The sequence below is a fragment of the Desulfoprunum sp. genome, assembly GCF_053613775.1.
This window is the reverse complement of the sequence record NZ_JBSHXH010000008.1, coordinates 543,177-564,892: the sequence shown is the minus strand read 5'-3', so window position 1 is coordinate 564,892 and position 21,716 is coordinate 543,177. Positions and strand designations below refer to the sequence as shown.

General features: G+C 60.0%; 18 protein-coding genes. 7 read left to right on the top strand and 11 right to left on the bottom strand.

Going from position 1 to position 21,716, the window contains the following annotated elements:
* The first annotated feature begins 274 nt into the window (after positions 1-274).
* The 4 genes from ACWGKN_RS17320 to pruA all read left to right on the top strand — a co-directional run bounded on the left by ACWGKN_RS17320 (position 275) and on the right by pruA (position 8,235).
* The gene (locus tag ACWGKN_RS17320; protein WP_052159849.1) at positions 275-925 is read left to right on the top strand and encodes a thiamine diphosphokinase; all 651 of its coding nucleotides are present in this window, start codon (positions 275-277) and stop codon (positions 923-925) included.
* 251 nt (positions 926-1,176) lie between these two features.
* Entirely contained in the window at positions 1,177-4,353 is a 3,177-nt protein-coding gene (locus tag ACWGKN_RS17315; RefSeq protein WP_452095697.1) for a hypothetical protein, read from the top strand.
* A gap of 351 nt (positions 4,354-4,704) precedes the next feature.
* The gene (locus ACWGKN_RS17310; RefSeq protein WP_052159848.1) at positions 4,705-5,199 is read left to right on the top strand and encodes an Lrp/AsnC family transcriptional regulator; all 495 of its coding nucleotides are present in this window, start codon (positions 4,705-4,707) and stop codon (positions 5,197-5,199) included.
* Between the two features lie 36 nt (positions 5,200-5,235).
* Positions 5,236-8,235, top strand: a complete 3,000-nt coding sequence (pruA, locus tag ACWGKN_RS17305; RefSeq protein WP_452095696.1) for an L-glutamate gamma-semialdehyde dehydrogenase — start codon at positions 5,236-5,238, stop codon at positions 8,233-8,235.
* A gap of 75 nt (positions 8,236-8,310) precedes the next feature.
* Here pruA and ACWGKN_RS17300 read toward each other — a convergent pair whose 3' ends face one another.
* The 11 genes from ACWGKN_RS17300 to htpG form a co-directional block, all read right to left on the bottom strand.
* Positions 8,311-9,111, bottom strand: coding sequence for a sulfite exporter TauE/SafE family protein (locus tag ACWGKN_RS17300; protein WP_452095695.1), 801 nt, complete (start codon positions 9,109-9,111; stop codon positions 8,311-8,313).
* 124 nt (positions 9,112-9,235) lie between these two features.
* Positions 9,236-9,655, bottom strand: coding sequence for a hypothetical protein (locus tag ACWGKN_RS17295; RefSeq protein WP_452095694.1), 420 nt, complete (start codon positions 9,653-9,655; stop codon positions 9,236-9,238).
* A 264-nt stretch (positions 9,656-9,919) separates the two neighbouring features.
* Positions 9,920-10,378: a hydrogenase maturation protease gene (locus tag ACWGKN_RS17290; protein WP_035228645.1), complete on the bottom strand. Its 459-nt coding sequence runs from the start codon at positions 10,376-10,378 to the stop codon at positions 9,920-9,922.
* A 3-nt stretch (positions 10,379-10,381) separates the two neighbouring features.
* Positions 10,382-10,852: a hypothetical protein gene (locus ACWGKN_RS17285; RefSeq protein WP_452095693.1), complete on the bottom strand. Its 471-nt coding sequence runs from the start codon at positions 10,850-10,852 to the stop codon at positions 10,382-10,384.
* Positions 10,849-11,100 (bottom strand): 4Fe-4S dicluster domain-containing protein, encoded by a 252-nt coding sequence (locus ACWGKN_RS17280; protein ID WP_035228641.1) that lies wholly within the window; start codon positions 11,098-11,100, stop codon positions 10,849-10,851. The genes ACWGKN_RS17285 and ACWGKN_RS17280 overlap by 4 nt, the downstream gene beginning before the upstream one ends.
* Before the next feature lie 3 nt (positions 11,101-11,103).
* Entirely contained in the window at positions 11,104-12,519 is a 1,416-nt protein-coding gene (locus tag ACWGKN_RS17275; RefSeq protein WP_035228640.1) for a Ni/Fe hydrogenase subunit alpha, read from the bottom strand.
* Positions 12,519-13,451 (bottom strand): NADH-quinone oxidoreductase subunit B family protein, encoded by a 933-nt coding sequence (locus ACWGKN_RS17270; protein ID WP_035228637.1) that lies wholly within the window; start codon positions 13,449-13,451, stop codon positions 12,519-12,521. The genes ACWGKN_RS17275 and ACWGKN_RS17270 overlap by 1 nt, the downstream gene beginning before the upstream one ends.
* Positions 13,452-13,483: 32 nt before the next feature.
* The gene (locus ACWGKN_RS17265) at positions 13,484-13,978 is read right to left on the bottom strand and encodes a hypothetical protein (RefSeq protein ID WP_035228636.1); all 495 of its coding nucleotides are present in this window, start codon (positions 13,976-13,978) and stop codon (positions 13,484-13,486) included.
* Between the two features lie 356 nt (positions 13,979-14,334).
* Positions 14,335-14,982, bottom strand: a complete 648-nt coding sequence (locus ACWGKN_RS17260) for a protein-L-isoaspartate(D-aspartate) O-methyltransferase (protein WP_424254688.1) — start codon at positions 14,980-14,982, stop codon at positions 14,335-14,337.
* Positions 14,979-15,368 carry a hypothetical protein gene (locus tag ACWGKN_RS17255; RefSeq protein WP_452095692.1) on the bottom strand — a complete coding sequence of 130 codons (390 nt, stop codon included), beginning with the start codon at positions 15,366-15,368 and terminating at the stop codon, positions 14,979-14,981. Before ACWGKN_RS17255 ends, ACWGKN_RS17260 begins: the two co-directional genes overlap by 4 nt.
* A gap of 187 nt (positions 15,369-15,555) precedes the next feature.
* Complete coding sequence (htpG, locus tag ACWGKN_RS17250) at positions 15,556-17,427, bottom strand: molecular chaperone HtpG (RefSeq protein ID WP_452095691.1); 1,872 nt, start codon at positions 17,425-17,427, stop codon at positions 15,556-15,558.
* Between the two features lie 486 nt (positions 17,428-17,913).
* On the opposite strand from htpG, the gene ACWGKN_RS17245 reads away from it, so the two are divergent.
* Genes ACWGKN_RS17245 through ACWGKN_RS17235 form a run of 3 tightly spaced genes read left to right on the top strand, consistent with a single transcriptional unit; the run spans position 17,914 to position 21,693 of the window.
* Positions 17,914-18,909 carry an ABC transporter substrate-binding protein gene (locus ACWGKN_RS17245; RefSeq protein WP_452095690.1) on the top strand — a complete coding sequence of 332 codons (996 nt, stop codon included), beginning with the start codon at positions 17,914-17,916 and terminating at the stop codon, positions 18,907-18,909.
* 13 nt (positions 18,910-18,922) lie between these two features.
* Entirely contained in the window at positions 18,923-20,005 is a 1,083-nt protein-coding gene (locus tag ACWGKN_RS17240) for an ABC transporter ATP-binding protein (protein WP_035228626.1), read from the top strand.
* 8 nt (positions 20,006-20,013) lie between these two features.
* Positions 20,014-21,693, top strand: coding sequence for an ABC transporter permease (locus tag ACWGKN_RS17235; protein ID WP_452095689.1), 1,680 nt, complete (start codon positions 20,014-20,016; stop codon positions 21,691-21,693).
* Positions 21,694-21,716 lie beyond the last annotated feature (23 nt).

Sequence of the window (21,716 nt, the reverse complement as noted above, 5' to 3'; positions counted from 1 at the left end):
TCGAGAGGTCAAGGCGATGAAAATCGCTGCTGTTCCACCCTGTCTTTTCTTCCTCTTTTGTTGCCTACCACCCCCCTGGAAGTCACGCCGAAAATAACCCGGGAGTAATGACCTATGACAGTTTCAGTCTCAGCCGGGCGGTGGTCGAAAACGATGAGCGCAGAATTGATGCCGGCGGCGGCTGTCCCAAGCCCGGCGACACCCATTCAGGTCGGGATAGATCGCATCGCAGATCCCACCGCAACTGCCTGATTCGAAAAATCATGAGGTGAACATGAAGTGCACAATCTTCGCCAACGGTCTGTTTTCGACCGATGCACGCATCGAGCCCAAAACGCCGCAGCACGACTACGTCATCGCCACCGACGGCGGCGCCCTTCACTGCCATTCCCTTGGGATGACACCGGATCTGGTCGTCGGCGATATGGACTCGATACCCCGATGGCTCCTCGACCAACTGCGCCGGCAGGGAGTGGAAACCCGCACCTTCCCGGAGCGAAAAGACCACATCGACCTCGAACTGGCCATCGATCTGGCGATCGAACGCGGCATGACCGACCTGACGATCCTCGCCGCCCTCGGGCAGCGCTGGGACATGAGTATCGCTGCGGTCATGCTCCTCGCCGCCCCGCGTTTTGCCGGCCTGCGCATTGTCCTGCGGGACGGACTGACGGACCTTTTCTGTCTTCGGGGCCGACAACGACTGGACCTTGCTGCCACGTCGGGCGAGAGGTTGTCGCTGATACCTCTTGGCGGCCCGGCGCTCGGGGTGACACTGCACGGTTTGGATTACCCCCTCGACAATCACCTCATTCCCTTCGGCTCGACGTTGGGGATCAGCAATGTCGTCACCCGGCCGGAAGTGATGATCGAGGTCCAAGAGGGTCTCCTGCTCTGCATCCTGGAGAAACTCGGCCGGACCTGATCGCCCCCCTATCGCCGCTGGCCTGTCCCGTCCGCCCTCGTGGCAATTTCCGGTTCTGTTCCGGCCTGTTCGATGGACCTGTGAGCGGCGAAAGACCCCGGCCTTCAGCTGCCAGCGCCGCTCAGGGACCAGCCCAATGCGGCCACTGCGCTTCGTTGGCCATTGACAATGATCGACAACCATGCGATAAATAAAACAATATCATACTTTGACGGTCTTCGTTACCGCAGCCCTCCCGAGATGAGCAGTGCATGCCGACAAATCCGACCCGCCCTTTTTTTGACAAGGATGACTACGAGCTTCTCCGCATCGTCAAGAAAGTCCTGAGCCGCGCTCACCGACAGCAGTCCATGAGCTCGCTGATGCTCGCGAGCATGCACCCCCACGGCATCAAGGAGATGGCTGCCTCCCGGGGACTCCGCATCGCCCATGCCATCGCCCAGCTCCTCGGATCGCTCGAGACCGGCATGGCGGATGACCGGCTGGTCGCCCTGCGCTCGCTGCGCGACGAGGTCCTCCTCTCCGCAACCACCTATTTCCAGAAAAACACCGCCCGGGTATTGATGCAGATCATGAAGGAGCTGGTCCGCAATCGCGGCAAAACGCTCCGTCAGCTCAAGCTCGCCCACGACTTCCGGCTGGTCTCCACCGGCCGGCCCCGACTGGTCCGCGCCGAACTCAAACACTACCACCTGCTGGAGATGCCGGAGGAGTGGAACCAGTTCACCTTCGACGACCGGGTTCACGACGCCAACACCAAGGGGCGAAAATCGGCCACCCATCTGGTGATGGATGCCTGGATCAAAGGCATCCGCAACCTGACCGTCATCTATTACAACTACGTCGACCCGGAGGTAGCGGAAGAACTGCTCGAGGCCGGCGAGATCCTCGATGTCCACATCCGCATCGGCATCGAGATGTCGTCGCGCTTTCTCGGCAAATACGTCCGGATGACCTGGAGCCCGTACGGATTCACCGACAGCCACTCGCTGCTGCATTTCCTGCGGGAGAAACAGATCGAGATCCTGATGGAGGAGGGCCGCCAGGTTTCACGTTACCAGCAGCGGTACGTGTTCCAGGTCCTGGAGGCCTTCAACCGCCGGCATCGGCAAACCCTGTCGGAGGAACTGGCGTTCGAAATCAGGGCCCTCGACAAACAGGCGTTCATCGACTCGGTCGGCACCGGCCAGCCGTCCCTCCTCCACCTCGCCAAATTCATCCACAGCACCCTGCAGCCCCAGATCAAACAAGAAATCAAGAGGTTGGAGGAGCGGTACGGGACAGCCAGGACCGAAGAGCGGCAGGAACTGCACTCCCGCCTCGAGCAGTTTGGCACCCTGACCAGAGAAGTGTTGATCGACCGGTTTCTGCAACCGGGCCGGAACCCGGAGATTGTTGACCCGAATATCCCCCGCGACGATGCGGATGTCCCGGCCTTGCTGCACACTTCACCCCGGGAGTTGCTCGATCGTCTGTCGGCCCTCCATTCCGGCTCGCACTTCATCCTCAGCCTGAGCAACCTGTCGATCCAGGACACCCTGGAACTGCTGTACGACTGTCAGGGCAAGATCACCCATATCGAGAGCTACAATCTCAAAGACGCCTCGCACGGCATGCCCGCCGGCCCCGACATCCATGCAGCCACCGGACTGACAGGCGAGGCGGTCACGATCGTCAACCCGGAGCGCACCTACAGCCTGACCAACACGCTGCAGAAGGCCCTCAACGAGGACAACGTCATCGTCCTCAAGCGGACGATCCGCGAGATCATCTGGGATTTCGAAAATTCCCGGGTCGCCCTCGCGCGGAATCTGGAGCTGTTGCAAGAGACCGCGACTTCCGCCGAGGCGATGATGAAGAAGATGACCACCGAGCTGTTGGCGATGGACTCCCGCAAAGAGAGGCTCCTGGGCATCCTGTTCGACATCGAATCCTTCCACACCTATTATCGCAAGCGCAATCTCGGTTCCCGAATCGGCAGCAGTTCCACCGGCCAGTCGGAGCACCAGTACGGTATGGGGCTGGTGGTCCTCGACACTCTCCCCCTCCGGGCCCGTCGCGAGGCGATCCGGGAGGTTCGCCACAACCGGCGGAAGTGCCTGCCGATCACCGCCCGCATGCTCGATCATCACCACACGCGCCGCAGCACCCAGCCGATGAACCTGCTGGAACGAGTCCTCGGCTACCTCCCGGGCAGCCGATTCGCCAACCGCAGCGAATGGCGGGACTGGAGCCTCGAGGCGATCGAGCTTCACCCGGGACGGGAGGGCAACGTCGTCACCCTGGGCGGACTCCGCCACCCCGCCGATTACGCGATCAGGCTGGGGACCGGGGCGGCGGCAGAACGAATCGGCAACCCACTGAAATACCTCAACACCGGACTGAAGAATCTGTTGAAGGTGGTGATCGGCTTCATTCCGGCCTTCCTCACCTTCAGCCTGACCAAGGACTGGTGGTTGCTCGCCTATTTCGGGGCCTTTATCTGGCTCGGGATCACCTGCCTGCGCAATATCATCCAGTCGGTGCTGGGCGGCGGCGGGCTGGTCCGCTCTCCGCTGCTGCAGTGGAATGCCTTCATCAGCTGGTCGCGGATCGCCGATTCCCTGCTGTACACCGGTTTCTCCGTACCTCTCCTCGACTACCTGGTCAAGACCGTCCTGCTCGATCACTACCTGGGCGTGAACACTTCGACCAATCCAGTGCTTCTCTATTCGGCGATGGGACTGGCCAACGGCATCTACATCTCGAGCCATAATTTTTTCCGCGGCCTCCCCCGAAGCGCCGCCCTCGGCAATATGTTCCGCTCGATCCTCTCCATCCCGCTCGCCATCCTGTTCAACACCCTGATCGCCTCCATTCTCCATGCAGCATTGATCCCCGGAGTCGACGGAATCCTGCAGAAGTGGGCGGCCGTCATCTCCAAGTTCGCCTCGGACTGTGTTGCCGGGGTGATCGAAGGTCTTGCCGATCGCCAGACCAATATCCGCATCCGTCTTGCCGATTACAAGAGCAAACTGACCCACCTCTTCGGTCTTTTTGCCCACCTCGACATGCTGTTCCCGGAGGAGGACGTCCTCGACATGCTGCAGTCGCCGAAGATGTTCATCGAAACGATGAATTACGAGGCGCGGGACCTCGAGCGGGCCTTCATCGTCACCGCCCTCGACCTGATGTATTTCTGGATGTACCAGCCCAGGGCCCGCAAGGCCCTGCAGCTCATCATCGAAGACATGTCCACCGAAGAATGGTTGATCTTCTATCGTTCTCAGCTGATTCTCAAACGGTACCGGGAGATCAGCCAGATATTCGTCGATGGACTGGTCGGCAAGCACTTCTCCAAAGCGCTCGCCTTCTATCTCGAGCAGTACGGGGACTACCTCACCGGCATGACCAGAATCTCACAGGCCAAGGGCCTGGCCACGCGGTAACAGCTGCGATTCATGATCTCATTCCCATCGCCGAACATGAGAATTGGGAGACAGGCAGCGAACCCCAAACACCCTTTCCCCTCCGGACCACGCCAGAGCCCTCCCGACGGTACAGCCGAGAATCCGGGGATCCACTCGGCAGTGGCGAGCGCCCACAACATGACACAGATAGAGGCCTATCCCGCCAGTCGGCAGCATCGACCATAAGCAGGTCACTCCTCCAACTCCCCTCGATATTGCTTCACGCCATCGATTCCGCATCTCAACCGCAAGATGATTGCCCCACCGACGATCATCCTTGACTCACCTCTATATTTTGCATATTATTCTCATAACGGAGTATTAATTTATATGATAGACGATATCGACATTGAAATATTGAACATAATCCAGAATAACGGCAAAATCCCCAACGCCGAACTGGCGCGCCGTCTCGGCATGGCGCCTTCAGGAGTTCTCGAGCGGGTGAAAAAGTTGGAGAAGGACGGCGTCATTGTCGGTTACGAGGTGCGTCTCGATCCCAAGGCCGTCGGCCTGGCCCTGACCGTCTTCATGCACCTGAAGACGGCCGATGCCGTCGGCTGCACCGCGGTCGGACTGGAAGTGGCGAAGATACGCGGCATCCAGGAGGTGCACTGGATCGCCGGCGAATACAATTATCTGATCAAGGCCCGGGTCAACAGCACGGACGGCCTGACCGGACTGATGAAAAGCATCGGCGTCATACCCGGGGTGCAGGACAGCCGGACCACCCTCGTCCTCGGCACCCTCAAGGAAGAACAGACCCTGATCACGGCCTTCGCCGAGACCAAGCAGAACCAGAAAAAAACGAAGAAGGACGCCTGATCCTCCCTCTCCCATCATCTGCATGAGGTACATTCCATGGATTCCAATTCCCTCGATAAAAAGATCACTGCCCGCAGCAGGGAGTTCTTCGCCAGCATCAGCGGTGAGGCCCCCTCCATCTTCAACAAGGGTTGGTGGACCGGCAAGGTCATGGACTGGTCGATGAAGAACGAAAACTTCAAGGTCCAACTGTTCCGCTTCGTCGATGTCCTGCCCTACCTCACCACCTCCGAATCGCTGGCCCGCCATATCCGGGAATACTTTGCCGGCGACGACCAGGATGTGCCGGCGGTGATGAAATGGGGGGCGATCGGCACCGGTTTCGGCGGCAAACTCACCGGCGTCCTTGTCAACCGGACCATCCGCACCAACCTCGAAGCAATGGCCAAGCAGTTCATCATCGGCGAGAACGTCAAGGATGCGTTGAAGAACATCAAGAAGATCCGCAAGGACGGCTTCACCCTCACCGTCGATATCCTGGGCGAAGCGACCGTCAGCGAGAAGGAGGCCGTCTCCTTCATGGAGATGTACCTCGAATTGCTGGCGGCGCTGGAAAAATCCTACCGGGACTGGGTTCCGATCGGCGGCGACACCCTCGACTGGGGTTATGCGCCGCGCATCAACATCTCGGTCAAACCATCGGCCCTGTTCTCGCTGACCGATCCGATGGACTTCGAGGGCTCGGTGACCGGCATCTGCAACCGGCTCGTCCCGATCCTCCGCAAAGTCAGGGAACTGGGCGGCTTCATGCGCATCGACATGGAGCATCACCGCTTCAAGGACATCACCCTCGAGGTCTACCGCCGCCTGCGGGCCAGTCAGGAGTTCCGCGACTATCCCCACCTCGGCATCGCCCTCCAATCCTACCTGAAGGAGACCGATGCGGATCTGAAGGCCCTGCTCGCCTGGGCCCGGAGCGAGAATCTGCCGATTTCGGTGCGTCTCGTCAAGGGCGCCTACTGGGACTATGAAACGGTCATCGCCAAACAGAACGGCTGGGAGATTCCGGTCTATACGATCAAGGCCGAATCCGATGCCGCCTTCGAGCGCCACACCCGGATGATCCTCGAAAACCACGATATCTGCAGCTACGCCTGCGCCTCCCACAACATCCGCTCGATCTCGGCGGCGATGGAGATGGCCCGGGACCTGGGAGTTCCCGAGCATCAATACGAATTCCAGGTCCTGTACGGCATGGCCGAACCGGTCCGCAAAGGGCTGCTCAACGTCGCCAGACGGGTGCGGCTCTACGCCCCCTACGGCGATCTGCTGCCGGGAATGGCCTACCTGGTGCGGCGTCTGCTGGAAAATACCGCCAACGAGTCCTTCCTCCGCCAGTCCTTTGCCGAGGCGGCGGAAATCGACCGGCTGGTCGAAAATCCGCTCGAGACCCTGGTCCGCGTCGCCGGGCAGAAACCGGACAAAGCCAGGCCGGCGGTCGCCAGGGCGGATCGCTTCGTCAACGAACCAATCGCCGACTTCACCCGCCAGGAGGTTCGCGACGGCTTCGTCGCCGCCATCGCAAGCGTCCGCGGCAAACTCGGAGCCACCTACCCGCTGGTCATCGGCGGCCGCGAAGTCGTCACCGACGACCGACTGTCCTCGGTCAATCCGGCCCGGCCGCAGGAGATCATCGGCAGCGTCTGCCAGGCCTCGACCGGGGAAATTGACGTGGCCATCGCCGCCGCCAAAAATGCCGCTCCGGCATGGAAGACCCTGTCGTTTGCCGAGCGGGCCCGGTACCTCGTCAAGGCGGCGGCCATCGCCCGCCGGAAGAGCTACGAACTGAGCGCCTGGCAGATCCTCGAGGTCGGCAAGCAGTGGCACCAGGCCCAGGCCGATGTCGCCGAGGCCATCGACTTCCTCGAATACTACGCCAGGGAGGCCATCCGGATCGGCACCCCCCGACGCATGGGCCACAGCCCCGGCGAGGTCAACCTGCTGAGCTACCAGGCCAAGGGCATCGCCGCCGTCATCGCCCCCTGGAACTTCCCGCTGGCGATCAGTTGCGGCATGTCCGCGGCCGCCATCGTCACCGGCAATCCGGTACTCTACAAGCCGGCCGGCCCGTCCTCGGTGGTCGGCTTCAACCTGGTCGACATCTTCCGCGAGGCTGATCTACCCGCCGGGGTTTTCAATTATGTCCCCGGTCGCGGCTCGGTGATGGGTGACTACCTCGTCGAGCATCCCGATATCTCCCTCATCGCCTTCACCGGTTCGATGGAAGTCGGTCACCGGATCATCAACAAGGCCTCGACGGTTACGCCGGGACAGCGGCAGGTCAAGAAGGTGGTGGCGGAAATGGGCGGCAAGAACGCGATCATCATCGACGATGACGCCGATCTCGACGAGGCGATCCGACAGGTGATCAATTCGGCCTTCGCCTTCCAGGGCCAGAAGTGTTCGGCCTGCTCCCGGGCCATTGTCGTCGAGCCGATCTACGACAAATTCCGCGAGCGGCTGGTGCAGGCCGCCTCGTCGCTGACCATCGGCCCGGCCGAAGATCCGGCCAATTCGCTGGGACCGGTGGTCGACGAGAGGGCCCGGAAGTCGGTTCTCGACTATATCGACCTGGCCGGAAAGGAGGGGAAGGTGCTGCTCAGCCGCGAGGTCCCGGCGACGGGCTGCTATGTCCCATTGACCATCGTCGAGGGCATCCGGCCCGAGCACCGCATCGCCCAGGAGGAGATCTTCGGACCGGTGCTGGCCCTGATGAAGGTCAAGAACTTCGACCAGGCCATCGAGTGGGCCAACTCGACCCGCTTCAGTTTGACCGGGGCCATCTTCTCCCGCAGTCCGGAGCATCTCGACCGGGCCCGGGCCGAGTTCAACGTCGGCAATCTCTACCTCAACCGCGGCAGTACCGGCGCCCTGGTCGAGCGCCATCCGTTCGGCGGCTTCAACATGTCAGGCGTCGGCTCGAAGGCCGGCGGACCCGATTATCTCCTCCAGTTCGTCGACCCCAAACTGGTCAGCGAGAATACGATGCGGCGCGGGTTCGCCCCGATCGAGGCGACCGACGACTGGATCGACTGAGGGGTTGAGGGTTCAACTTCTTGTCGACAAGGGCCTTCGCAGGACGAAGGCCCTTGAGATTTTGGGGGGCCGGACTCAGCAGACCAGGCTGATCAGCATCCGGGTGCCGACCACGAAGAGCAGGACGGCGAAGACCCGCTTCAGCCGATCGACCGGCAGGCTGTGGGCCAGGCGGACGCCGAACGGGGCGGTAAGGACACTGGTGGCAACCAGGCCGACCAGGGCCGGCAGATAGACGTAGCCGACCGAATAGGCGGGAAGAGCGGCGGCATGCCAGCCGTTGACGACATAGCCGACGGTCCCGGCGATGGCAATCGGAAAGCCGATCGCCGCCGAGGTCCCGATCGCCCGGTGCACCGGCACATTGCACCAGGTCATGAACGGGACCGACAGGGTGCCGCCGCCGATGCCGACCAGGCTGGAAAAGGCGCCGATGACATTGCCGACTGCAAAGGTCCCGAGATTGCCGGGCAACTGACGGGAGGGCTTCGGCTTCGTGTTGAGCAGCATCTGGGTGGCGACGTAATAGAGGAAGAGGACGAAGAAGCTCTTGAGAAAGCCGGTGGACAGCCGCGCCGCCAGGCACGAGCCGAGGAACGTGCCGACAAAGATGCCGAGGACGATGCGCCGCACCAGCGGCCACTCGACGGCACCCCGCCGGTGGTGCGCCCTGAAGCTGGAAACGGAGGTGAAGATGATGCTGGCCATCGAGGTCCCCAGGGCCAGATGCATCGTCACCGCCGGATCGAGGTGCTGCAGCGAGAAACAGAAGACCAGCATCGGCACGATCACCAGCCCGCCGCCGATCCCCAGGAGACCGGCGAGCAGGCCGGCAACGGCCCCGGCGGCCAGATACATCAGCAGAATGGATTCCATGGACTCTACCCTTTGAGACGAAGATTCACGGCAAATCAGAGCAGAGAATGTACCTTATCCGGCATATCAGCGGCAAGCACTACCTCCGATTGTCGCCGAAAACCATCGACTGGCCGGCAACCGGTCACGAGATCCGGACCCAGGCCTCACGGCAGCGCTCCTTGAGATAGTCGATCGCGCCCGCCTCATCTCCGGTGACGTCGAAACAATAGCCGTCGGCACCGGCCAGACCGCCGGGGATCACCTCGCCCCTGCCCTCCGGATCGGTGATCATATCGCCGTAAAAGCATACGGACAGCCACCGGGCCTGGGGATCATCATCGATGACATCGATAATGGCGAAAAATTCGCCCTCCCGCTGGCGACTGCCCCGTGGCCGGAGCGAGTAACTGACGCCCGACCGGCCGACAAAATGAAACTTCACCCCGGCCATCGCCCGGGCATGGCGGTACAGCTCGAGAAATCCGGACTTGACCGATGAATTCCCATCCCCCCAGCTGTTGATAAATGTCTCGATCTCCTGTTCTGCTGTTGCGGTTTCCATCGTTATCGACCTCCTGTTATTTGCATATACGCATAATTATTTCTGCCAGAATACCTCTTCGTCAACCAAATGCATCTCATTTTTCGATCCGACGCCTGATTTCGGCAGTCACAACCAGGAAATTGCCTGCGGCACGGAAACGACGAGGATGGAAAGAGGATCGAGCGGCGGCGGGAGGAGGTGTTGCGGCGGCGGCTCAAATGAAAAGCGGCCCGGGGACCGGCAGCGTCCAGAATCGCAGCCGCGGTCGTTCAGCCTGTTGCGTCAGGGCAACAGCCGCAGGAGTTGATCAACGGCTCGTGGTACTGCGGCCGCCACTTCAGGACTCAGGCGTTGTCCCAGCTGATTGAAGCATTTCCCCTCAATGCCGATGAGATATATGTTAGTGGGGATTCTTTCAGGGTAGAGGCGGCGTCCGACCTCGATCGCCTCCCGAATGCCGATCCCGTGGCCGCTCACCGGCCGCGGCCCCAGCGCGGGAATGGCCTGCCAGTCGAGGACATGAACGAATCCCGGCGCCGCTCCCAGTTGCACCGCATCGATCACCACCAGCAGGTCCTCGCCGTTCATTACCTCGAGGAGATCGATCCCGCCCAGCCCCAGAAACACCAGGCGGGTACCGGCAGCCAAGGAGATAGCTTCGAGACTGGCGTGGACCGCCTGGCCCGCTCCGTCATCGGCGACAAGATCATTGCCGATGCAGACGATGAGAGCGGTCGTCACAGCTTACCGGCGGGGCCGGCTGAAGGCCACATTGAAGGTACAGGATTCACCGGTGGCAACTGTTTTCGGTCGGGCCGGACAGCCGGCCAGTTCGGCGAGAATACCGGCCATGTAGTAGTGGAACATCTGGCAGGCCTGGCCGTCGATCTCCATGTTGCGCTGCAGACAGACACTCCGGATCGGACAATGGTTGATGATGATCGCCGCCTCCGGTCCATCGAAGCGGCCGTCGATCTCCATCTGCTGGATGCGGAAGATCCGCACCAGTTCCTGCAGGGCGACCTCCGGGGTCTTCTCGGTCATGTGCACCGGCATGTTGTCGGCCATCCGCCGGCCGGCGGCCACCGCCAGAGCAGGCGTCGATTTGCCGACAAAGGTGACGATGGTATTGACGAACATATCGAGGAGAAAGGATATCTCGGTGAAGGCCATGTCATAGTCTCTGGCCTCCAGGGTAAGTTCGTTCGACATCATAGGAATTTCTCCAGGCGTTGGCTGAAATGGATATTGCGATAGAAATTCTTCACCACATGATGATTGCGGTGGGAGATCGCTCCGGACGGGCAGAGGTAATCACAGCTCATGCAGGCGATACAGTTGCCGAGATGCGCCACCGCCGATTTCCTGGTCTCCTCGTTGAACGAAAAACAGTTGGTCGGGCAGACATCCATGCACAGCTTGCAGCCCCGGCAGGCATTTTCATCAATGATCATTTCAAACATCGGTTATTTCCTCCTCAGGCGACGAATGATCCGACCCTTGTGCCGCAGTTCCACCTCCAGATCCATACGACCGATCGCATGGGTGGAACAGGCCAGACAGGGATCGTAACACCGGACCACAAACTCGAGACTGTTGAGCATCGACTCGTCACTGCCGCCGGCGAGCAGATTGTTGGCGCCTTCTTTCAGGGACCGGTTGATGGCCGCGGTATTCTGCTGCGTGGCGACGATCAGGTTGGCGGCCCGGACGATGCCCTTGGCATCGATCTCGTAATCATGGATCAGGGTCCCGCGCGGCGCCTCGATATGGGCGACGCCGCGGCCGCCCTTGAACGAGGCGGGAACCCGGGTGTCGCCGCGCAGGGCCGGGTTGTTGATCAACTCGTTGGCCTTCTCGCAGGCATAGATCAACTCGATCAGCTTGGCATACATCTGGATGACGGCGTTATGGCAGGGACGGCCGAAATTCCGGCGGAATTCCTCGAACTCGGCCTGGGCCAACGGGGTCTCCATGCCGTCGACGACATTCAACCGGGCCAGGGTTGAAACCCGGTACATGTGCTCGGCGCCGCCGTGGTCGATATAGACCTCCTTGGCATAGGAGGTGTGGACGGCCCGCTCGGCGAGCACATCGCGATACTCCCGGCTGGCAAACTCCCGGACGATCCTGCCGCCCTCATCCATGACCCGGAGATCGCCATCATAGAAATTGAGCAGGCCGCTTTTGACCGTGCCCATGTACCAGCTCGGCACGTTCAGCTTGTCCAGCAGCACCGGATTGGCATCAAAGAGATCGAAGAGCAGTTTCTTGGTCCTGCCGGCCAGTTCGCCCGACAGGATGACGGCCTCGGCGGTCAGCTCCTTCAACCGGTTGAACTGAAGGTCGCTGAGCTTGAAGGAGATGCCGCCGGCGATGGCGGTAACCGGATGGATGCCGCGGCCGCCGATAGTCTCGTTGATCTTCTGGCCGAGGCTCCGCAGACGCAGGGCTTTTTTGGTGAGTTCCGGTGCCGCCTCAACCATGCCGACGATATTCTGGGAGGCCGGGGGACCATTGAGACCGAAAACCAGGTCGGGGCCGGCAAGGACGAAGAGCGACAGGGCATGGCTGTGGATGACATGGCCCATGTACATGAATTCCCTCAGGAGCCTGGCCGCAGGAGGCGGTTCGACCCCGGCGGCGCAGTCCAGCGCCTTGGCCGCCGCCAGGTGGTGGGCAGTCGGACAGACCCCGCAGATTCGGGCGGTGATCATCGGCATGGTGTGTGCCTCCATACCGACCAGGATCCGCTCGAACCCCCTCAACTCATTGACACAGAAATAGGCCTGGTCAACCATGCCGGCATCGTCATACTCGAGCAGGATGCGGGCATGCCCCTCGATCCGGGTGACCGGGTCTATCTTGATCGTCTTCGCCATTATGCTGCCTCCACTTCTGCGATCCATTTGCGAATCAAAAACGTCGGTTTGTTGCCGATCATCTTGGTGGCCATCGCATAGGCGTAATGGGTCTTGGCCGATTGTTCGATGTGCTTGATGATCGTGTCCTTGCCGATCCTGGTCAACCGTGACATCCTGTCGGCCACCTCGGAACGGATATCCCGGTTCGGTTCGGTGAGGATCTGCATCGTCGGTCCGGCACAACCGGAACACATGATGCCGTGATTGGGACAGGGGGCGAGACAACGGTCAAGGGTGGCCGAACCAAGACAGATATAGCCCTGGCTCAGGAAACAGAGCTCGTCGTCCGGCATTCCTTCAAGGCTGTTTTTGATCTCGGCAACCTCCGTCTTAACCATCGTCCGGCGGCATGCGGCACAGACCGTGGACTTGTCCACCCGTGGGGTATGATGGTCGATGAGGGATTTCAGGCTTTCGAAGATAAAATGCGGGTGAGGCGGACAACCCGGCAGGTAGAGATCGACATCGATTACCTCGTCGATCGGGGTGACAATCTTTTCCAATCCGGTTATCTCACTGTCCGGGAGGAAATCGGTCCTGGTCGTCGGACTCTTGCGGAAGACCTGGTTCATGATCTCTTCGCGGCTGTGCGCCAGACCCGCCCCGTGCAGACCACCGTATACGGCGCAGGTGCCGAAGGCGATGATGGTCTTGCACTGCCGGCGCATCTCCATCGCCGCATGCCGGTCATGCTCGGTCCGGATCGAGCCGGTGAGGATGCCGATGTCGGCCTCGGGGTAATCCTTGACATCGGTCAGGACCGGACATTTCTGAATTTCCACCGATTCGAGGACATTCAATATTTTTTCGTGCAGATCAACCAGCGCGACATGGCATCCGCCACAATCGCACAACCACTCCGTATTCAATCGAACTTTCTCGCTGCTCATCGTATCTCCTAGTCAACGCGCGTAATGCAGCGTCATCCCTCCACCGTCAATATCTTCAGGCAGGCGTTTTCACCGGCATGCCTGATCTCCAGCGTCGCCTTCTTCCCCATGATGCTTTCGAGGGCTCCGGCAAAAAAACCGTACATCATATTGCACAGAGACCCCTTCTGGGGATGCCCGAAGCGAAAGAGGGCCTGTCTGATCATGCAGTCACGGAAAACGATGAGCATCTGGCGGTTCCCCTTGTCATCCGTCGTGATCATCTCCGCCTGTTCTTCAGGCTTGAAGGGTTCAAAGCCCCAGAGGCAGTGATTGGCCACGAGAATATTCTTGACCTCGCCGATGGCCTCGAGGAGATCATCGGTATGTCTGGCATTTTCCGAAAATTTGCGACCGAGATTCCGACCGGCCGACATAGTCATGCTGTTTGCACCACGGCCCAGTATCGGTTCGATACCAGCCGACAGCGCGGCCATGAAATTCATGGTTTCCTGCAGTGTGCGTCGCTTCTTGAGAATTTCCTCCACGTCCGCGTTCCTCCATCTGAGCGTTCAGAACCAGCTGTCGGTCACCCGCATGAAGCCTTCCGGCTTGCCCCCATGCTCCAACGGTCCTTGAGTTTGTATTATGCCAAGTTGCACAAAGAAGAATGCAATATATTGAGAATGAATGTCGAACACAAGCACTATCACGGTGATTCATACTTTATTGAGAGTTGCTCTCAAATCTCTGCGGCCCTGAAAAATCAGCATACCTGAAGGCACATCGGCATGAACACCGTGACCGTGATGAGTCGCCGAAGAATCTGCTCATGTGTGTTGCGGGAGAAAATTGATAAGCACAACATCGGAGATGGGGGCAAGCCGCAGGATTGAGGTCGCTTTCAGCGCCCCCAGCCATGCTCGCCTATGAGTTCGACAAAACGGACACTGGCCAGTTGATCGACCCGGATCTCCCCCTTCTCTTTGGTGACAAGATGCAGACTCTGGATATCCTGATCACCGACCGGTATCACCAGTCTCCCGGGATCGGCCAGTTGGTCGATCAGAGGGGGGGGCACCTCGGGGCCGCCGGCGGTGACGATGATCGCATCATAGGGAGCGAACTCCGGCCAGCCGAGGGTGCCGTCATCCATCTTGGCGACGATATTGAAATAGCGAAGGGAGTCGAAAATCTTCCTCGCCCCGGCCAACAGGGTATTGACCCGTTCGATGGTATAGACCTTGTGGCAGAGCCGGGAGAGAATCGCCGCCTGGTAGCCTGAACCGGTCCCGATCTCCAGGACTTTTTCATGCCCCTGCAGTTGCAGGACCTGGGTCATGTAGGCAACGATGTAAGGTTGCGAGATAGTCTGCCCGGCGGCGATGGGCAGGGGATGATCGCCGTAGGACCGGCCCTGCATCGCGTCGTCGACAAAGAGATGGCGCGGCACCTCCCCCATGACGGCGAGGACTCTCCGATCAGTTATCCCCCGGGCCGCGAGCTGTTCCAGTACCATTCGCTCACGGGCTGTGGCAAAACGATCGGTCACTTTTTGTCCTTTTGCCAGGAAAAATCATCCGCCCAATCGTTTTCGTCGGCGTCGTGGGCCTCATACCTGTAATCGACAACCACATTGTCCTTCAGCGTGACGATCACCTGGCCGATACTGGGACTGCCCAGATACTTGCCCACCACCGGGGTTCTTTCCATGACGGTGGAGCTCTTTTCCCTGAACAGCCACTGCTCGACCCCCTTGTCGATGACCTTTTGTTCATCGGGCTCACCAAGGTAGGTCAGCACATCATCGCCGGTTGACTGCCCCGCCTTGATCAGCAACACGTCAGAGGCAAGGTTGCGAACGGGATTGTTGTAGCATCCGCCCAAGAGCAGGACTGCTGCCAGGAAAATCAGGCAGTAACGGCAGAAAGAGGGCATAGGTCCTCCCTGTTGATTGAAATCGGAAGAGTGGGGTAACATGTCGCTCTATAGCCTGAAGATAGTCACATTTCAATGGTTATGTCGTGAACCGTCCGGCGGCTGGAATTTTAATCCTTCTATCCAGTACGCCGGCTTGATCTGATAGACAATTGAAATCGCAGGAATTTAAAACACAGAGCAATGATTACCCCTGGACCGCACGGTTAAGGATCTTATAGTTCCTCTCCACCATGATCAATGGATCGACAACCAGTCCCGCCTGAATCATCGCGTTATCATAGATCTGCCTGGCCACATCGACGGCAAACTCCTCATCCGTCTCCTGCAGGTCGGCCAGCCGTTTGATGAGGGGATTCCTGAGATTGATCTCCAGGTTCTTTTTCGAGGTCTCGAGCCCGAGACCCTTCTCGAACCGCGATGCCGCCAGGACCCGCTGCATCGACGAGGTCATATGGCTGTCGGGGTTGACGATCATCGCCGGGGCATCGACCAGCCGTTTCGAAACGATGACATCCTGCACCCCGTCGGCCAGGGTCTTCTTCAACCAGGCCAGAAGGGCTTCACTGCGCGTGCTGTCGAGCCCATCCTCCTGATCCCCGTCGGCCTTTTTCTCCTCCTCGGTCTCGGGAATGGCGAGATCGGCCCGGTCGGCGGAGACCAGCTTCTTGCCCTCGAACTCGCCGAGATGGCTGAGGACGAAGTCGTCGACCGGTTCCATCGTGTAGATGATCTCGATGTCCCTCTTCCTGAACATCTCGACATAGGGACCGGCCTCGATCGCCGCCCGGCTCGTCCCGTTGATATAGTAGATTTCCTGCTGATCCGGGTTCATCCGCAGCAGGTAGTCGGCCAGGCCAACCGGTTTGCCGGGCTCGGACTTCGACGACTCGAAGCGCAGCAGCCTGCCGAGATCGTCGCGGTGTTCGAAGCTGGAAGTGGCGCCCTCCTTGAGGAAGATCCCGAAGGTCTTCCAGAAGGTCAGATACCCGTCGGCATCCCGCTTCGCCTCCTCCTCCAGGAACTTCAGGAACCGCTTGGTGATGACCCGGCGCAGCTTGCCGACCAGGGCGTTGTCCTGCAGCGCCTGGCGGGAAATATTCAACGGCAGGTCTTCGCTGTCCACCACGCCCTTGAGGAATCGCAGCCATTCCGGCAGGATGTTTTCAGAATGCTGATCGATGAGGATCCTCTGGCAATAGAGGTTGACTCCGGACTCCATCCGGCCGAAACCAAGGACCTCAAAATTCTCCTTCGGGACAAACAGCAGGGCATTGATCGCCAGCGGCGCATCGGCCGAAAAATGCAGGCGGTACATCGGTTCGTCGATGGTGTTGCCGACGAATTTGTAGAAATCGACATACTCCTGATCGGTGATCTCCGCCTTGTTTCTCGTCCACAGGGCCTGGACGGTATTGACGATCTCATCCTCAAGCTTGATCGGGAAGGAGACAAAGGCCGAATACTGCTTGATGATCGCTTCGACCTTCCATTTCTGGGCGTAGTCATGGGCGTCTTCCTTCAATTCGACAACAATCCTGGTGCCGCGGCGCAGCCCCGGCATCTCGCTGATGGTAAAGGAGCCGGTGCCGTCGGAGGCCCATTCATGGCCCTCGCTGCCGTCCCAGGACCGACTCTGCACGAGGACCCGGCTGCCGGCCATGAAGGCGGCGTAGAAGCCGACGCCGAACTGGCCGATGAGGTTGACGTCCTTCTTCGCCGCTTCCGCCAGCTGGGACAGGAAGGTATTGGAACCCGAGTGGGCGATGGTGCCGAGGTTGGCCTCGAGCTCGTGGCGGCTCATGCCGATCCCGGTATCGGTGATCGTGAAGGTGTGGTTCTTGTCATCGAGGGTGATGTTGATCTCGAGCGGCACGTGGGCATCGAAGACATCGGTGGCGGTAATGCTCTCATGCCTGAGTTTCTCCAGGGCATCTGCCGCATTGGAGATCAATTCGCGAATAAAAACGTCCCGCTCGGTGTACAACGAGTGGATGACGATATCGAGGAGCTTCTTGATCTCTGCCTGAAATTCGTGGGTTGTAGTTTTCACTGTCATTACGATTACCTCTTACACTTTTGTCTGTACTGGACGGGAACACGCAGATCCCTTGCCATTGATTTATCTGCCAATTTTGGCGGAAATGGTAAGCATGTCCGAGTGGTTGTCAAGCCGTGGCGGCCATCTGGTCATCGTGTCCGCGATCCTTGCGGATATCGGATTCCCATTGTTGACTCCAACGCTCCTCGCCCACGACGCCTGCCAGCCGAACGGTCCCCGGCCCCTTCCGCGGCAATCTCGCCGCTGACGGCGCGCCGCCGGCGGACGGACGGCTCACCCAGATTTCACCCCCGATCACACCTGATGCACTGCGGCCCCGGAGAAAGACACACCCCGGTTCGTTATTTGCCTTATCTTGCGGCTGGCCATTGAAATTGATTCAGCGGATTTGATAGGATGAATCTGAACGGGAAAGGTGTTTCGGCCTCGACAAAAAGGTCGGGGATCTCCGGGTCAACTTTGGAAATCAAGGGGGAAAACGGCATGAAAACGGCAAAAACAATGTTTGTAGTTTTCGCGGCGCTCCTTCTGGCCGCCGGGTCGCTGGTGGTCGGCAAGGGAGAGGCAGCGGAGGACAAAGTGTCCTTTTACGCCAACATCACGGCCATCGAGCCGATCATGGAGGCTTTTTCCAAAGCGACGGGCATCAAAGGTGAATACACCCGAATCTCCACAGCCAAGTTCCTTTCCACCGTGTTCACTGAATTCGAGGCCAACAAGCTGATGGCGGATGTCATCCAGGCCCCGTTGCCGGTCCTGGAAATGCTGAAGGAAAAGGGCATCATCGCCACTTACGTTTCTCCCGAATCGGCGAAGTACCCGGCATGGGCGAACAAGAACGGCATTCAACTCTTCGGCATCGAATATGTGGGGATCATCTACAATAAGGAATTGGTCAAGCCGGAGGACGTGCCGAAGCGCTACCAGGACCTGGCCGACCCGAAGTGGAAGGACAGGATCGTCATGGCGAACCCGGCCAGCCATGCCACGACCATCTGCTGGCTGATCGGCCTGCGGGAAAACGTCTTCGCCTCCGATCAGGAGTGGCGGGAATTTCTCAAGGGTCTGGCAGCGAACCGGCCGATGTTCGTGGCGTCCTTCGGTCCGACCCCGGCCCCGATCGAGAGCGGCGAGAAACAGATCGGCATCTCGATGCCCAAGTATATCGTCACCAAGGCCCCGGCCCCCCTCGACTGGGCCCGGGTGCAGAATCAACCACTGATGGGGACCCCGCGGGCGATGGGCATCTCCTCGAAGGCCCCGCATCCGGAAGCGGCGAAAAAATTCATGGACTACTGGCTGTCCAAGGACGCCATGACCCTGCTGGCGAACGACGTCGGTGAATACGTACTCGCCCCCGGCGTCTTCCCCCCCATCGACGGCATGGACAAGGCCAAGGTCATACCCATCAGGGAACTCGCCGATGACGAGATAGCCAGGTGGGGCGAGGAATTCAAAAAGATCTTCGCGATCAGATAATCCATCCCCGGCCATGGAAATCCGCATCGCCGGCCTTCGCAAGCATTACGCCTCCGAAGGCCGGATCATCAAGGCGTTGGACGATGTCGATCTGACCATCCCGTCCAACCAGATCTTCACGTTGCTCGGCCCATCCGGCTGCGGCAAGACCACCCTCCTGCGCAGCATCGTCGGCCTGGAATCCCCGGATGCCGGAGAGATCCGGATCGGCGACGAGATTGTCTACTCGTCGGCGCGGCACATCAGCGTTCCCACTGAAAAACGGGGACTCGGCATGGTCTTCCAGACCTACGCGATCTGGCCGCACATGAACGTGTACGACAACGTCGCCTACCCGCTGCAGAACCGGAAGGTGCCGAAGGAGGAAATCCGCCGGCGGGTGGCCGAGACCCTGGCCTTCGTCCAGCTCGAAGGTTTTGAAAACCGGCCTGCCACCAAACTCTCCGGCGGCCAGCAGCAGCGGGTGGCCCTGGCCCGCGCCCTCGTGGCGCAACCCCGAGTCATTCTCTTCGACGAACCCCTGAGCAACCTCGACGCCAAGCTGCGGGAGGAAACCCGCAAGGAATTGAAGACATTCCTCTACGATCTCCAGATAACAGCCGTCTATGTCACGCACGACCGGGTCGAGGCCCTCGCCCTGTCCGACACCATCGCCGTGATGCGGGCCGGCCGGATCATCGAGATCGGTTCGCCGAAAAAGATCTACTTCGACGCCGAAAGTGAGTTCGTCGCCGACTTCATCGGCCGGGCCAACCTGGTCAAGGCGGTGGTCCGGGAACAGCTCTCCGGGACGACCATCGTCGATTCCGCCATCGGCCGGCTCGCCTGCCGGAAAGGAAATTTTTCGCCCGACTCGCACGTGACCCTCTGCCTGCGCCCGGAATTCATCTCCCTGACCCGGGGTGACCACCCCGGGACGAATGTCGTCCAGGGGACCATCGCCTCCATGGTGTTCGTCGGCGATGCCTTCGAGGGTGAGATCCGCGTCGGCGACCAGCATCTGCTGGCCCGCATCGAACCGGAGACGGATCTGGCCGTGGGCGACGAGGTCGGCTTCCAGGTGAGCCCTGATCATTGCCTTCTCGTTGCCGGGTGACAGAAACCATGACCGGCAGACACTCGGGATTGACCCTTCTGCTCATCGCCATCGTCGGTTTTCTCACCATCTGCCCGGTGATCATGCTGGTCTTCGGCAGTCTGTCGGAGGGATTGACAGCCACCGGCACGTTCACCCTGGCCAAATACATCGCCGCCTATACCGATCCGGCGCTGCTGGAAGTCATCTGGAATACGGTGATTTTCGTCGGCGGGGCGGCGTCGACCGCCACCGCCCTGGCCCTCTTCCTGGCCTACCTCAACATCCGCACCGACATCCCCTTCAAATTCATCTTCGGCATCATCTCGATTATCCCGATGATGATTCCCCACCTTCTGTTCTCGGTCAGCTGGGTCCTGCTGCTCAACCCATCCAACGGCATACTGAACCTCATCCTGAGACAGGTCTTCTCTCTTCATCATGCCCCGTTCAATATCTATTCCCTGCCCGGCATGGTCCTCGTCGAGGGCCTGCTCGATCTGCCGATCGCGTACCTGATCATCGCCCCGGCCATGGCCTCCTTCGACGCCTCGCTGGAGGAATCCTCCCGGGTCTGCGGCGCCTCCACCGGCAAGACGATCTTCCGCATCACGCTGCCGGTCCTGCGGCCGGCCATTCTCGCGGCCTTCATCCTCTGCATCATTCGCGGCCTGGCCTCCTTCGCCGTGCCTTCGGTCATCGGCATGCCGGGGCGCATCTATGTGCTGGCCACCCATCTCTACCAGATGGTCTCCACCGGATTCGCCGCCGATTACGGCAAGGCCGCCGCACTGGGAATGAGCGTCCTGCTCGCCGCGATCATCCTCATCTACCTCTACCGCTACCTCACCTCGGCCAGCGACAGGTTCGTGACGATTGCCGGCCGCGGCTACAAACCGACGATCATCAAGCTGCAACGCTCCAGGATTCCGCTCTTTCTCATCCTCGGATTTCTGTCGTTCATCCTGATCATCCTGCCGGTCGTGGTCCTCTTTTACACCTCCTTGGTGCCCTATTCGATGGTGCCCAGCATGCGGGCCTTCTCGATGATGGGACTGAAGCACTGGATCGAGGTGCTCAACGATCCGATCTCGCTGCTGTCCCTCAAAAACAGCCTGTTTCTCGGGGTCTTCGGCGCCACGATCGGCATCGTGCTGTCGATCTTCGTAGCCTACGTCATCGTCAAGGTACGGAGCCGGAGCGCCGGTGTCCTGGAATCCCTCAGTTTTCTCTCTTTCTCCTTTCCCGGCATCGTCATCGGCGTCGGATTCATGTGGTTCTTCGTCCGAACCCCGCTCTACGCCACCATCTGGGCCCTGCTCATCGGTTATATCGCCACCTATCTTCCCTATGGTATCCGCCCGTTGTCCAGCGCCTTTGTCCAGATCCACGATCATCTCGAGGAATCGTCGCTGGTTGCCGGCGCATCGTACCTGACGACGCTCAGGCGGATCGTCATCCCGCTGCTGGTACCGGGCATCGTCTCCGGCTGGGTCCTGATGGCGACCATGTTCGTCCGGGAACTGTCCCTGTCCGTGGTCCTGTCCCGACCGGGAACGGAGGTCCTGGCGGTGCAGATCCTGCGTTTCTCCGAGGACGGCCTGTGGGGCAAACTGTCGGCCCTGGGGATCATGATGATCGGGGTTTCGACCCTGCTGGTGCTCCTGGTCAACTTCATCGGCCGCAAGTTTCGTCCGGTCGACAGATGACCGCGGCCTCTGCCTCCTCAGCT

What these genes read in the sequence shown, in the direction of transcription:
- ACWGKN_RS17320 (WP_052159849.1), top strand. Translation starts at nt 275, where the DNA reads ATGAAGTGCACAATCTTCGCCAACGGTCTGTTTTCGACCGATGCACGC.
- ACWGKN_RS17315 (WP_452095697.1), top strand. Translation starts at nt 1,177, where the DNA reads ATGCCGACAAATCCGACCCGCCCTTTTTTTGACAAGGATGACTACGAG.
- ACWGKN_RS17310 (WP_052159848.1), top strand. Translation starts at nt 4,705, where the DNA reads ATGATAGACGATATCGACATTGAAATATTGAACATAATCCAGAATAAC.
- pruA (WP_452095696.1), top strand. Translation starts at nt 5,236, where the DNA reads ATGGATTCCAATTCCCTCGATAAAAAGATCACTGCCCGCAGCAGGGAG.
- ACWGKN_RS17300 (WP_452095695.1), bottom strand. Translation starts at nt 9,111, where the DNA reads ATGGAATCCATTCTGCTGATGTATCTGGCCGCCGGGGCCGTTGCCGGC.
- ACWGKN_RS17295 (WP_452095694.1), bottom strand. Translation starts at nt 9,655, where the DNA reads ATGGAAACCGCAACAGCAGAACAGGAGATCGAGACATTTATCAACAGC.
- ACWGKN_RS17285 (WP_452095693.1), bottom strand. Translation starts at nt 10,852, where the DNA reads ATGATGTCGAACGAACTTACCCTGGAGGCCAGAGACTATGACATGGCC.
- ACWGKN_RS17280 (WP_035228641.1), bottom strand. Translation starts at nt 11,100, where the DNA reads ATGTTTGAAATGATCATTGATGAAAATGCCTGCCGGGGCTGCAAGCTG.
- ACWGKN_RS17275 (WP_035228640.1), bottom strand. Translation starts at nt 12,519, where the DNA reads ATGGCGAAGACGATCAAGATAGACCCGGTCACCCGGATCGAGGGGCAT.
- ACWGKN_RS17270 (WP_035228637.1), bottom strand. Translation starts at nt 13,451, where the DNA reads ATGAGCAGCGAGAAAGTTCGATTGAATACGGAGTGGTTGTGCGATTGT.
- ACWGKN_RS17255 (WP_452095692.1), bottom strand. Translation starts at nt 15,368, where the DNA reads ATGCCCTCTTTCTGCCGTTACTGCCTGATTTTCCTGGCAGCAGTCCTG.
- htpG (WP_452095691.1), bottom strand. Translation starts at nt 17,427, where the DNA reads ATGACAGTGAAAACTACAACCCACGAATTTCAGGCAGAGATCAAGAAG.
- ACWGKN_RS17245 (WP_452095690.1), top strand. Translation starts at nt 17,914, where the DNA reads ATGAAAACGGCAAAAACAATGTTTGTAGTTTTCGCGGCGCTCCTTCTG.
- ACWGKN_RS17240 (WP_035228626.1), top strand. Translation starts at nt 18,923, where the DNA reads ATGGAAATCCGCATCGCCGGCCTTCGCAAGCATTACGCCTCCGAAGGC.
- ACWGKN_RS17235 (WP_452095689.1), top strand. Translation starts at nt 20,014, where the DNA reads ATGACCGGCAGACACTCGGGATTGACCCTTCTGCTCATCGCCATCGTC.